The sequence below is a fragment of the Nostoc sp. UHCC 0252 genome (genome assembly GCF_034931145.1).
In the GTDB taxonomy this organism is placed as follows: domain Bacteria; phylum Cyanobacteriota; class Cyanobacteriia; order Cyanobacteriales; family Nostocaceae; genus Nostoc.
The window spans coordinates 26974-40260 of the sequence record NZ_JAYGHE010000048.1 but is presented as its reverse complement, the minus strand read 5'-3'; the positions used below and the strand labels follow the sequence as shown (position 1 = coordinate 40260).

Sequence of the window (13287 nt, the reverse complement as noted above, 5' to 3'; positions counted from 1 at the left end):
GAATTCTGAATTCTGACTCCTGACTCCTAAATTAACCAAGATGTTTAAAAACCATTTTTAGTAATTCTGATTGGGTAAAAGGCTTAGTCAAATATCCCGATGATCTGACCATCTTCGCCTTTGCTCTGTCAATAAATCCTGTTCTACCAGTCACCATAATGATAGGTGTATGTTTAAAAGCTGAATGTTTTCGTAATAAAGAACATAGCTCGTAGCCATCTAAACTTGGCATTTCAACATCTAGCAAAATCAGATCGGGCTTACTCCGTAGAATTTGCATAAGAGCTTTTACCGGATCGTTGATCATCACAACTGAAAATGTGTTTTCATCCAAAAAGTGTTTGATAGAATTCAAAACTGTTTGGCTATCATCAATGCAGGCAATTGTATATAGTTTTTTGCCAACATTTGGCTGATTATTTTTATTATTTTCAGGAATGTCAAAATTGATTGGTATTGGTAATTGCCCAAGTTTTATTTTTAGTTGTGGCTGAACTTGAGACGGTTGGATTTTAGATAAAACTTGCGAACCCGCACCAGCTGGAATTGATGACTGGATATTTTGCCGATTTCGCAACTGTTTTTGACAGTGTTCAACAAGTAACCGCAAATCCAGGCGACAGAACTTTGGTAGTTCATCCAAAGAACTTTCCGGGCTGAATTCATAGCTACCTTCTTTTAAACACAGAAATGATTCCAGTACATCTTTTGCCAATTCGTCTATCAGGCTTCCGGCTTGCACAGAAGTAATATAATTTTGATTTACTAACCAACAAATGGCTTGGTAATCCGCATTGGGTATTGATTGATGTTCATTCTTCGTCTCAAACATCAGCCGCATCTGCACGCGAGTAGCACTGTTGAGAGATGGGATTTGCTGGCTTAAGCGTCGCAAATGACTGTCAAGCCGCTCAAACAGTTTATCTGAATAGGAGGCATAAGTAAGTTTACCTTCCTCTAGATAAATTGACCAAGAAACTATTCCAGTAAATATGCTTAAGCACCCTGTAGCACGCCGGCTGGTTAATTGTGCCAACAGAGATAGCGGATGTAGTTTCTGGAACAACCTGTAGCTACCTATAGGAGTTATGCTCATTTTGCTTTTACTTCAGCTAAAATTCGATACGTGTAAACTAAATTCGTATAGAGTTATTCCACAATTTAAAGCAAGTAAAAAGCATCAAATTTTTGTATTTTAAAGTACATCAGCTTACTTCTAGGGTTTGTGGTAAAACTCAACGAAAACAGCGTCATTTTCAAACGATCAAATCTCAGTAAATTGGTAAATTATTATTAATTTACTTTCTGTTACTGAGATTTACAGACATCTTTCGAGAATAAGACATAAAAATGTCAAGACTAGATGAAGCCACTTTCCATTGAGTAACCCCAATCTGACCACAGAAATAATACTGATTTTCTTAAATCAATATATTTGAAGTCCTGTATATACACTTAAATTAAGCTCAGTCTTTAAGCATACAAGTACTAAATAAAGCCACTTTTCATCAAGCAACGGGGTTTCGACTACAGTGATAATACTGATTTGTTTGATAAAAATAAAACAAACTTTATAAGGATGATGACAATATCAAAAAAAGCTATGGAATTAATCAAGCGTCCAGGTGAATTTTTCTGGTTGTCCAAAAAATTTAGCGATCGCCCAGTGGTAGTTTCAGGTAAAAAGAGAATGCGATGCCTGTGACAGGCTACACCAACGCATTTATCAATTTAGCGATCGCAATTGTTATTTATGAATTCTGACTGCTGAATTCTGTTTTAATAAATTTGCTGCCTAGCCTATTGGCTCATGCAATTTTTGGCAATGCAATTATTATAAATGCGGATAAAAGGACTTGAACCTTCACTCCTTTCGGAACTAGAACCTAAATCTAGCGCGTCTGCCAATTTCGCCATATCCGCATCAGTTTTCTATCATAGCATAAGAAATTATTTTTAGGAATAGGGAATGAGGAAGAAGCAGGGGGCAGGGGTAGATGAAGAAGCAGTTCTTGCTGGGGCTAGTGGGGAAAATAAAAAACTACCTCTTTCCCCTCTGCTCCCTGCTCCCTGCCCCCCTGCCTCTTCCCCATTCCCAATTACATAACTGCAACACGAGGCAGACGATGCTTGAATCCACAGAGAATTTCCCACGAAATAGTATTTAATTGTTCTGCCCAATCGTCTGCTGAAATTTGTTCTTTTCCCTGTTCTCCTAGCAAGGTGACTACTTCCCCTTCTTGAATATTGGGTATTGCACTCACATCCAGCATCAACTGATCCATTGTAATTGTCCCAATTTGCGAAACTCGCTGACCGCGAATTAACGCCTGCATTTTATTGGAAAGACTGCGAGGTACACCGTCAGCATAGCCAATTCCCACTACAGCGAGGCGAAGTTCGCGCGGGGCAATAAATTTATGCCCGTAACTGACAGCAGTTCCGGCGGCAATAGTTTTAACTTGGGTAACTCGTGCTTTAAGTTGCAAAACGGGCTTGAGATTGATCGCATTTTGTAAATGCGGTGCTGGGTAAAGTCCGTAAACGGCTAAACCTACTCGCACAATGTCGTAGTGTAATGCCGGATCTGTAAGTGCAGCTGCTGAGTTTGCCAAGTGCAAGCAAGGCACTTCAATTTCCATTGCTTTGATTTGAGCGATCGCTTCCTCAAATCGTCTATGCTGTTGTTTCATTGCCGTGGTATCAGGATCGTCTGCTGTTGCAAAATGGGAATAAATACTAGCAATAGATAGATGTGGTAAGCGCTGCACTAATTGCACAAATTCACCAGCTTGCTGCCAATTAGTTCCCAACCTAGACATTCCCGTGTCTAATTTGATGTGTACGGGTACTGAAGAACCATAATTCAGGGATTCTAGAGTATCTGAAAATACCAAAGCTTGTTTAGGGCTACAGAGTGTGGGCTGAAGTTTCCAATGTGCGATCGCATGAATCTGCTCTGGTGTATGAATTGCCCCTAAAATTAAAATGGGTGCTTCAATCCCACCTTCTCGTAATTGAATAGCTTCTGGAACTGTAGCGACTCCCAGCCAACTAGCTCCCGATTGAATTACACTTTGGGCAACTGTCACCGCACCATGTCCATAAGCATCAGCTTTTACTACTGCCATCAACTGGGTACGCGGCGATAAAAACTGCACTAATTGCTGTACGTTGTACGACAATGCCCCTAAATCAATTTCTACCCAGGCTCGTTGCGAAAACCATGCGTATGTATCGCATTGCTGATTAGGAACTACACCAGAGATTTGTTTGCGACTTAACATTTGTACTGACTCCTATCCCACCACGGCTAAACTTCCAAGTTACCCATCTATACACGCTCACTAAAGCGAGATCAGATTAAATAGGAAGTTTAACCTTCATATTGCAATCGATACAAGATGTTGCAGGAGTAAACTAAAAGTTAAGATTTAAGAGCAAAGAATTGAAGAAGAATTCAGAAGTCAGAATGGGCTAAACGCCCCGCTACCGCTAACAGGAATCAGAATTAATGAGTGGGGGATTCAGACCCACCACTGTCTTATTGATCACTAAATCTCCGATTTATTGGGGGACTTAAACCTGTTTATTCAGACGCTTGTGGACTCGCTCTAAGCGTAGCCATGCCGCAGGCTTTACGCTACGCTATCCGCCACTCGCACAGAATTCAACTCTGTTAGCGGATAGCTAAGGTTTAGCCCATTCTGACTCATAACTCCTGAATTCTGTTCGTTAAAAGTAAATTTTATGGCTCGGTTTTTTACTGCGTTATTTACATAGTCTAAGTAACGATTTTAACGCTAAGTTATAAAATTTACATTTTGACTTTTAAGTACTAACTAATAACTTAATCTCAGAATTATTCCGAAAGTATAATTTATTCTCATTTCTCTAGCAGGATGTATTTGTGTTAACATTTATGTAAAGCTAATACCCTGAGCGCAGATACATGGGGAAGGTTTTAGTCTTAAACGCATCTTACGAACCTCTCAATATAACGAGTTGGCGTCGTGCTGTGGTTCTGTTAATCAAAGGCAAAGCGGAACGCGTAGAACACAACGGTAAATTCTTGTACTCGGATTTTCCGTTACCGACCGTGATCCGGTTACGTCATTACGTGCGTGTTCCTTATAAAGAAATTCCTCTGACTCGCCGAAATATATTGCACCGTGATGGTCATGCCTGTCAATACTGTGGTTACACAGGGGATGAATTGACTCTAGACCATGTAATACCGCGATCGCGCGGTGGGGGCGATACCTGGGAGAACATTGTGACAGCTTGTGTCCGTTGCAATGTTAAAAAAGGCAGTCGCACTCCCCATGAAGCTCACATGCCTTTACGTCATCCTCCCCGCCAACCTTATAGCAGCCTATATTTCGAGGTCAGCAAACATCTTAAGAGTGGACTGCATACAGAGTGGCAAAAGTATGTTATAGGTCTTTGAGCAATATAGAGGAGCAAAGAAGAAAGAAATACCTTCTTGTGGGATACACCCTACAACTAAAGTCGTTGAGTGTTGAGAGATTGGTGGCTATACGACCTCAAACGAAGCGATCGCGTTTCGTAGACGGGCACAATGGATCAACACTCAACCCTCTACACTTGTGTATGGGGTTTCCCTTTTGCTCCCCATCCTCTCTGAATCCTGAAACTTTTCAAAGGAGCTACAAACAGGCGTTGTTAAACAAAAATAATTGTTAATTGCTCAATAGTCATAATAATGAGATTATTGAGCATAAGAATATTTGAATATCAAAGACTAAGCCTAAAGTATAAGATAGAAAATAGACCCAAAGTTAGATAAAGATCCTGCTGGTTCAATTTACGGAAGATGAAAAAAGCTCCTCAAACAAATTTATGCTCCCAAATACAGCCAAATATACTAAACTTTCTTGTCTCCACCACTCATACACCCTTTAGTAGAATTTAGTTGATGTCAAGCGCTGTTACTGATGAAAAATATACTTAGATGTATAGTGCAATGTCTTTATATTTTTGCGAAGATCAAAACAATGTGGCTGAATTCAGTGAATAGCTGATCTTAGTATTTCTGAATTAAAGGAGCCTCACACTAAAAAAAAAGTTCCCTATGTACTTGAATTCTCCCGTTACTCAGTTTGAAAGTTTGTCATTGACCACAGCAGAGCCAAACCCAGAGGAACCTGAAATCGAGAAAGCGCCAGTGGAAGTTGCATTTAAAAGTCCATCATTACCGCCATCGGTAGGTGATGGAGCTATATTTCTTAGTCAACGTGGTAATTCTCTGGCACAACAAAAGTCAGAAGAATTGCAAAAAACCCTTTTGGCACATCGACACGATCGCCAACTGGTAATTTTGCAAGATTTTCCAGACCCTGATGCCCTTTCTTGTGCCTGGGCTTATCAGTTAATTGCCCAGCAATATGATATCAAATGTGAAATCATTTATGCTGGGGCATTGAGCCATCAAGAAAATATTGCCTTGGTAAGACTGACTAACTTACCTATTCAACGCTGGACAACGCAAACCTTGAAAACCAAGGATTTGTCATCTTATCAAGGTTTTGTATTAATTGATAACCAGGGAACCACTTCACAGCTACTATCAGCCGTGCAGCAGGCTGGAATTCCCCTAGTAGTCCTGATTGACCATCACAGTATCCAAGGCGATTTGCACTCAGAGTTTGAGGATATCCGCCCTTATGTAAGAGCGACGGCAACAATTTTTACTCAATATCTCCAAACGGGGTTATTGGCATTAGATACCAGCATAAATCAGCACGTTAAATGTGCCACTGCCTTAATGCACGGCTTGCGATCGGATACAAATCGGTTAATGCAAGCGCAAGAAGAAGACTTTATGGCAGCTGCGTATTTAAGCCGATTTTATGATGCCCAACTGCTGAATGCTATTTTACAGGCGAACCGTTCCAAACGGGTAATGGATGTGATCGAGCGATCGCTAAAAAATCGCATCGTCCAAAATAACTTTTCCATTGCCGGTGTTGGTTACTTACGCTACGACGACCGCGATGCCATCCCTCAAGCGGCTGATTTTCTCGTCACCGAAGAAAACGTCCACACTGCGGTAGTTTACGGCATTGTTCACGATGAAGACGATGAACTAGAAATAGTCATCGGTTCCCTGAGAACTAGCAAACTTACCCTTGACCCCGATGAATTCATCAAAGAAGCCTTTGGACAAGATAGCGCCGGGCGCTTTTTTGGCGGTGGAAGGACAAGCGCAGGCGGCTTTGAAATTCCGATGGGCTTCTTATCTGGCAGTAACGAAAATTCCGCTTATGCGAAAATGAAGTGGGAAGTATTTGACGCTCAAATTAAGCAAAAACTGTTGAGGTTAGTTAATCCTAGAGATAATCCGATTCAGTCGGAGTAGAGAGATATCAAGGAGACGCGGAGAACTCCTAACTAATGCAGCAGTCAAAGTGTTTGTTCAGATAGCATCCCTTCCCGATTTTTGATAAAAGTCGGGAATTTGGATTTTATGACGAATCCTAAACTAAATCAAAGTTAACTTGCGCCTACCAATTTATTTGTGAAGAAGGAGCGCCATGAAGTCTATAAAACTCCAAATCTTACAAACTCTCTATGAGCAAGATTTTTATGCTTGGGTAGAGCAGACAGCAGAGCTTTTGCGATCGCACCATTGGGACACGTTGGATTTAGAACACTTAATTGAGGAAGTGGTGGACTTGGGTAAGAGTCAACAGCGAGCGTTGCAAAGTGCATTACGGTTAGTTTTATCGCATTTGTTGAAATGGAAGTATCAACCAGAACGTCGCAGTCACAGTTGGCAAGTGACCATTACCCGTGAGCGACTGAATATAGATGAATTGCTGCAAGAAAGTCCTAGCTTGCGACGTTTTTTAAATGATGCTGAGTGGATTAATACTACTTATCAGCGATCGCGGCGAGAGGCAATGGTGGAAACAAGTTTATCAGAAGATAACTTTGCGATCGCTTGTCCGTTTTCTGTTGATGAGATTTTAGACTTAGACTTTTATCCTAACGATGACGAATAACCATGTAGAATTTTTGTATAAGTATAGATATGCTCAATATGATAAGGAGCCATCTGTGAAAATTGCTGTAAACTTGTTAACTAATTATCAAGATATGCACTTGGAATGCGAATAATACCTTTTGAATTTCTCATTCCCAGACGGCCTGTTTCATTACAGACAAAGAAAAGAGAAAATCTTCAGGCATGGAAGAATTTTGTGCGCGTTGAAGCCCAAAAGGTTTGGAAAGATAACACACTCATTAAAACAGGTGATCTACAGCTGACGCTTGTCTATCTTTGTGATGATTTTCCAGCTGATACCGATAATATTATCAAACCGATTCAGGATGCACTTGTAGGCTTAGTTTTTGAAGATGATAGTTTAGTATCAGATGTAGATAGCCATCGTAGGTTTATGTCTGACCCAATTGATAGAATAAATCTACCTTCGTTATTACAGCGTGCTGTTATCACAGGTAAAGAGTGTGTTTATGTAAAAATAAGTGAATCTCAACCATTGGAAAAATACTTATGACTAACAATACTGAAATTCTATACGATGAAAAAGTGAAATCTCTGGCACAGAAGTACGAAAGTCAAGGATTTCATGTTTTAACTGGACTCCAAACAGATGAATTACCATTTGATCTGGGTAACTACCAGCCAGATTTAATTGCAATTAAAGACGGTTCAGGTTTAGTAATTGAAGTAAAAAACAGCCTCAGCCGTCTGTCGGTTGATCGTTTACAAGTTTTAGCAGAGGAAGTGAGCAAACATCCAGGCTGGCGTTTTTTATTGGTAACGCTTGAAGACATAGAAGCTAAGTCATTACCTGGAATATCTGAAGAACTTCCTTCATGGCAAGAACTAGAGGAGCAGTTTGACCAAGCACATAAACTTACTGAAAATGAGGAAATTCAGTCTGCTTTTGTTTGTTTAGGGAATATTTTTGAGAATGCTTTAAGAAAGCGAGCAATCGATGTGTCAATTCCTATTGAACGTTTCCCAGTTATAGGTTTAATCAAACATCTGTACTCTTTAGGAGAGTTATCAATCTCTCAATTCGACCTTGCTCAAGCTTGTTTTGAAGTTAGTAATCGTCTTGCTCACGGATATATTGAAAACTTAAATTTGCCATTGGTACGTAATTTGGACAATTTGGTTGGTGAATTGTTAACTAAATGGAAAGTCGAATTCGATGTTAGTCAACTTTCATCAGAGGGTCTAGCTGCTTTTTATGCCTGGTTTGCGGAATTCGATGTAGCAGACCAGGATAAACGACAAGAATTAAGGCAAAAATTATTCAATCGAATCCTTGATTTATCACTAGGAAATGAGAAACTAAATAAGGAATTAAACGTAAACGACGAGCAGCTTATAAATGTCGAATTCGATGTTAGTAAACTTTCACCAGAGGCTCTGGCTACTTTTCGTGGCTGGTTTACGGAATTCTATCCAGTAGCCTGGGATAAACAGATTGAAAAAGATGTGACTCAACAAGAAACCCTATTGTCTATTACTGACAGTAAAACCTTAGAACCTTTAACTGACTCTGCCTCTCAGCTACCTGACATTGACTTGATAAATGATAACTTTATTGGGATGTGGAGCGATCGCCAAGATTTAGCTGATAGTACTGCTTGGATGCGCGGTGTTCGAGAAAATGAGTGGTCGAAATCACATGACTAACTCAACCATCGTTGATACTGATATTCTAATTGATACAGGTCGCGGTGTTCTCGAAGCAGTAAAGTGTTTACAAAATCTGAAAGCGAGTTCTGGCTTGGCAATTAGCATAATCACACAAATGGAACTAATGGTTGGTTGTGCTAACAAAGCAGAGCTACAAACACTAGAAAATTTCCTTAAGCAGTTTTACATTATTAAAATTGACCAGGCTGTATCTGACACAGCAGTTGATTTATTGCGGTCTTATCGGCTTAGTCATGGTTTACTTATTGCTGATAGTCTCATTGCAGCTACAGCAATAGTATGGAATTACCCATTTATCACAAAAAACCAACGGGATTACAGATTTATTCAAGGTTTAAACCTGTTGCCATATCCATAACATAGAATACCTAACCTCGCGTTGCACCAGACAGATGGCAGATCAACGAATAGGTAATAATGATTAAGATTAGGATAGGTTAATTGACAGCAGACGTAAATCCTAACTAAGCACGGGCTACGCCCCGCTACGCTAATAAAACTCAAATTATGGAACTCTACTTAATTCGTCATGGCATCGCCGAAGACAAGGGATTAGGCATCAAGGATGAGGAACGCAGCCTTACCAAAGAAGGAAGGCAAAAAACTGAGAAAGTTGCTCAGAAACTTGTTAAATTGGGTTTAAGCTTTGACTTGATTCTCACCAGCCCATTAGTGCGGGCCCGCCAAACGGCTGATATCCTGATAGCAGAAAAATTAAGCTCCCAGTTAGAGGAATCTAGCCACCTCGCCCATGATGGTCAAATTTCTAGTTGGCTAAAAGACTGGTTAGAGCCAAGAAATTATTCCCAAAATACCCAACTAGCACTGGTTGGACACGAACCTGATTTGACTAGTTGGGCAGAAATTCTTCTGTGGGGAGAAGTCAAAGAAAGCTTAGTCTTGAAAAAAGCAGGTATGATTGGGATAAAACTACCAGAAACAGGTTCTCCTTTGGGTCGTAGTCAGATGTTTTGGTTGACACCACCCAAGTACCTGCTATAACAGTTTTTCAACATTTTCGATTGTTGTTAGAACGGCTACTGTTATGGCGATAATAAATTTCTGGTAAGTTAGCTTGATCAGATATTTCACAAAGCGAATGGTGTTGCCATGATGGTGTGCGAATACAAGCCTGGTTTAGAAGGCATTCCCGCCGCTCAATCAAGTATCAGCTATGTTGATGGGCAAAAGGGAATACTAGAATATCGTGGCATTCGGATTGAAGAACTAGCAGAAAAAAGTACATTCCTAGAAACTGCTTATCTCTTAATCTGGGGCGAACTGCCAAGTAAGGAAGAACTAAAAACATTTGAGCATGAAGTTCGTTTCCACAGGCGAATAAAGTACCGCATTCGGGACATGATGAAATGCTTTCCAGAAAGCGGCCACCCAATGGATGCTTTACAAGCCTCTGCTGCGGCTTTAGGCTTATTTTATTCGCTCCGGGATTTACATAATCCTGAGTACATTCGAGAATCCGTGGTGCGCCTGATAGCAACTATTCCCACGATGGTGGCGGCATTCCAACTGATGCGAAAAGGGAATGACCCGGTACGTCCCCGTGATGACTTAGACTACTCCGCCAACTTTCTATACATGCTCGATGAGAAAGAACCCGATCCTCTGATGGCGCGGATTTTTGATATCTGCTTGATACTTCAAGTTGAGCATACAATGAATGCTTCTACTTTCAGTGCCAGGGTGACAGCTTCCACCTTGACCGACCCTTACGCTGTGGTTGCTAGTGCCGTAGGAACTTTGGGTGGGCCCTTGCATGGTGGAGCCAATGAAGAAGTAATTCAGATGTTGGAAAAAATTGGCTCTGTGGAAAATGTCCGTCCCTACATAGAGCATTGTCTACAAACTAAATCTAAAATTATGGGCTTTGGACATCGTGTCTATAAAGTCAAAGACCCACGAGCCATAATTTTGCAAGGACTAGCAGAGCAACTGTTTGAGAAGTTTGGGCATGACAAGTTCTATGACATTGCTCAAGAAATGGAACAAGTGGTAGGGGAAAAACTAGGTAGCAAAGGGATTTATCCTAATATTGACTTTTACTCAGGTTTGGTGTATAGGAAGATGGGGATTCCTACAGATTTGTTTACGCCAATATTTGCGATCGCTCGCGTTGCCGGTTGGCTAGCCCACTGGAAAGAACAACTAGCAGAAAACCGGATTTTCCGTCCTACCCAGGTTTACAACGGTTTGCACGAAGTTACTTATATCCCCATTGACCAACGGTAAATGGGCAGGGGGCAGGGGGGCAGGGGGCAAAAGGCAGAGGGAAATGAAGAAGGAGGAAAGTAGAGAGCAGGGGAAACGGGAAACTTTCTCCCCGCCAAAGAAAGCGCACCTTGCCCCAATTCCTCTTTTCCATCTCCCCTGCTCCCTGCTCCCTGCTCCCTGTTCCCTGCTCCCTGCTCCCTGCTCCCTGCTCCCTGTTCCCTGCTCCCTTGCTTCTTCCCCCGTCTCCTCAATAGCAATCTCAATGCCAACCATAAGTAGAAGTTCTCATATCGCTTCAGAGGGCTAAAACCATCCAAGGATATACTAGGCATGGGAATTAGCGACAAATCTTCAATCAAGCATCATCTGGGCAAAAATTAAAAATGGGTGAATTTACAGGTATTAATTTAACTAATAGTTGTAACTCACCATGACTCGATGTCTTAAAGAGTGGAAACATGAACTCAGGAATTGACCTCCAAGGAACTTTTATTGAATCCCTCCGGGATTTAGGTTTACCAGCAGGAACAGCCAAAGCGATTTGGATGCCCCTGCCAATGATACTGATGCTGATTGGGGCAACAGTGGGGGTATTAGTTGCTACTTGGCTAGAACGAAAAATTTCCGCCGCCGCACAGCAGCGAATTGGCCCAGAATATCAGGGGCCTTTTGGGTTGTTAGTGCCTGTAGCGGATGGTTTGAAGTTGGTATTTAAAGAAGACATAGTACCAGCCAAATCTGACCCTTGGCTGTTTACCCTTGGCCCAATTATTGTTGTAATTCCGGTATTTCTGTCGTTCCTGATCGTCCCCTTTGGGCAGAACATCGTAATTAGCAATGTGGGCATGGGCGTATTCTTGTGGATTGCCTTGTCAAGTATTCAACCCATTGGTTTGCTGATGGCTGGCTACGCATCTAATAACAAATACTCTCTCTTAGGGGGCTTGCGGGCAGCAGCGCAATCTATTAGTTATGAAATTCCTTTGGCGTTAGCGGTGTTAGCGATCGCTATGATGTCTAACAGCCTCGACACCGTTGATATTGTCAATCAGCAATCTGGCTACGGTATTCTAGGCTGGAACATTTGGCGACAACCAATCGGTTTTCTGATCTTTTGGATAGCCGCCCTCGCTGAATGCGAACGATTACCCTTTGACTTACCTGAAGCGGAAGAAGAAATCGTTGCAGGCTATCAGACTGAATATTCAGGCATGAAATTCGGTCTGTTCTACCTGGGTTCCTACGTTAACTTAATCCTTTCTTCCTTACTAGTAGCAATTCTCTACCTGGGCGGTTGGGACTTTCCCATTCCCCTCAACCTCATTGCTGGTTGGCTGGGAGTCAGTGAATTAAATCCCGTGTTCCAGATAGTAACTGCGGCTTTGGGCATCACGATGACTGTCTTTAAAGCCTATTTGCTAGTGTTTGTCGCCATCCTGTTGCGCTGGACAGTGCCACGGGTAAGGATTGACCAACTGTTAGATTTAGGATGGAAGTTTTTGTTGCCAGTTGGCTTGGTTAATCTTCTATTAACTGCCGCGCTGAAACTAGCCTTTCCCTTCGCCTTCGGGGGTTAGTCATTAGTCATTAGTCATTAGTCATTTGTACTAATGACCAAGGACAAAGGACAAGGGACAAGGGACAAATAAAAAGAGAGTGAAACACAATGCTAAAGTTCCTGAAACAAGTTGGCGATTACGCCAAAGAAACGGTACAAGCTGCGCGTTACATTGGTCAGGGGCTTTCTGTCACCTTCGACCACATGCGGCGACGGCCGATTACTGTACAGTACCCTTACGAGAAACTGATTCCTGGCGAACGGTTTCGCGGTAGGATTCACTTTGAATTTGATAAGTGTATCGCCTGCGAAGTTTGCGTTCGTGTTTGTCCAATTAACCTGCCTGTAGTAGATTGGGAATTCGACAAAGCCAGCAAAAAGAAAAAACTCAATCACTACAGCATTGACTTTGGAGTTTGTATCTTTTGCGGTAATTGTGTGGAATTTTGCCCAACTAACTGTCTATCCATGACAGAAGAGTATGAACTTTCCACTTACGATCGCCATGAATTAAATTATGACAGCGTAGCACTAGGTCGTTTGCCCTACAAGGTAACAGATGATCCAATGGTTACACCACTGCGCGAACTAGTTTATCTACCCAAAGGTGTCCTCGAACCCCACGGACTGCCCGCAGATGCGCCACGTGCAGGTGCGCGTCCAGAAGACCTGGTAGAACAAACGGAAAAATAAATGTCATTTGTCATTTGTCCATTGTCATTTGTCCTACCCTGCGGGAAGCCCTTCTCTACGAGAGGCTGCGCCAACGGGTTCAGCA

The 13287-nt window shown here is 41.8% G+C and carries 12 protein-coding genes and 1 tRNA gene; 10 read left to right on the top strand and 3 right to left on the bottom strand.

Annotated features, from left to right (window positions below; genetic code table 11):
- Positions 1-31 precede the first annotated feature (31 nt).
- From VB732_RS23345 to alr, 3 genes are all read right to left on the bottom strand, one after another.
- On the bottom strand, positions 32-1096 hold the full coding sequence (locus VB732_RS23345) for a response regulator (RefSeq protein WP_323233280.1): 1065 nt from the start codon (positions 1094-1096) through the stop codon (positions 32-34).
- Positions 1097-1841: 745 nt separating this feature from the next.
- Positions 1842-1923: transfer RNA gene (locus VB732_RS23340), tRNA-Leu, on the bottom strand.
- Between the two features lie 176 nt (positions 1924-2099).
- A complete protein-coding gene (alr, locus tag VB732_RS23335) occupies positions 2100-3287 on the bottom strand; it encodes an alanine racemase (RefSeq protein WP_323233279.1) in 1188 nt (395 codons plus the stop codon).
- A gap of 665 nt (positions 3288-3952) precedes the next feature.
- Between alr and VB732_RS23330 the strand changes: the two genes are divergently transcribed.
- The 10 genes from VB732_RS23330 (at position 3953) to ndhI (ending at position 13202) form a co-directional block, all read left to right on the top strand.
- Entirely contained in the window at positions 3953-4450 is a 498-nt protein-coding gene (locus VB732_RS23330; protein WP_069070622.1) for an HNH endonuclease, read from the top strand.
- Positions 4451-5095: 645 nt separating this feature from the next.
- A complete protein-coding gene (locus VB732_RS23325) occupies positions 5096-6382 on the top strand; it encodes a bifunctional oligoribonuclease/PAP phosphatase NrnA (RefSeq protein WP_323233277.1) in 1287 nt (428 codons plus the stop codon).
- A gap of 175 nt (positions 6383-6557) precedes the next feature.
- On the top strand, positions 6558-7028 hold the full coding sequence (locus VB732_RS23320; protein ID WP_323233276.1) for a DUF29 domain-containing protein: 471 nt from the start codon (positions 6558-6560) through the stop codon (positions 7026-7028).
- Positions 7029-7133: 105 nt separating this feature from the next.
- The gene (locus VB732_RS23315) at positions 7134-7544 is read left to right on the top strand and encodes a RusA family crossover junction endodeoxyribonuclease (protein ID WP_323233274.1); all 411 of its coding nucleotides are present in this window, start codon (positions 7134-7136) and stop codon (positions 7542-7544) included.
- Positions 7541-8698, top strand: a complete 1158-nt coding sequence (locus VB732_RS23310) for a hypothetical protein (protein ID WP_323233273.1) — start codon at positions 7541-7543, stop codon at positions 8696-8698. The genes VB732_RS23315 and VB732_RS23310 overlap by 4 nt, the downstream gene beginning before the upstream one ends.
- On the top strand, positions 8691-9080 hold the full coding sequence (locus VB732_RS23305) for a type II toxin-antitoxin system VapC family toxin (protein ID WP_323233272.1): 390 nt from the start codon (positions 8691-8693) through the stop codon (positions 9078-9080). The genes VB732_RS23310 and VB732_RS23305 overlap by 8 nt, the downstream gene beginning before the upstream one ends.
- Positions 9081-9229: 149 nt before the next feature.
- Positions 9230-9724 (top strand): phosphohistidine phosphatase SixA, encoded by a 495-nt coding sequence (gene sixA / locus VB732_RS23300; RefSeq protein WP_323233271.1) that lies wholly within the window; start codon positions 9230-9232, stop codon positions 9722-9724.
- Between the two features lie 108 nt (positions 9725-9832).
- On the top strand, positions 9833-10969 hold the full coding sequence (locus VB732_RS23295) for a citrate synthase (RefSeq protein ID WP_323233270.1): 1137 nt from the start codon (positions 9833-9835) through the stop codon (positions 10967-10969).
- Between the two features lie 440 nt (positions 10970-11409).
- Entirely contained in the window at positions 11410-12528 is a 1119-nt protein-coding gene (gene nuoH, locus VB732_RS23290) for an NADH-quinone oxidoreductase subunit NuoH (protein WP_118168008.1), read from the top strand.
- 89 nt (positions 12529-12617) lie between these two features.
- A complete protein-coding gene (gene ndhI / locus VB732_RS23285; protein ID WP_190890175.1) occupies positions 12618-13202 on the top strand; it encodes an NAD(P)H-quinone oxidoreductase subunit I in 585 nt (194 codons plus the stop codon).
- Positions 13203-13287: the final 85 nt, after the last annotated feature.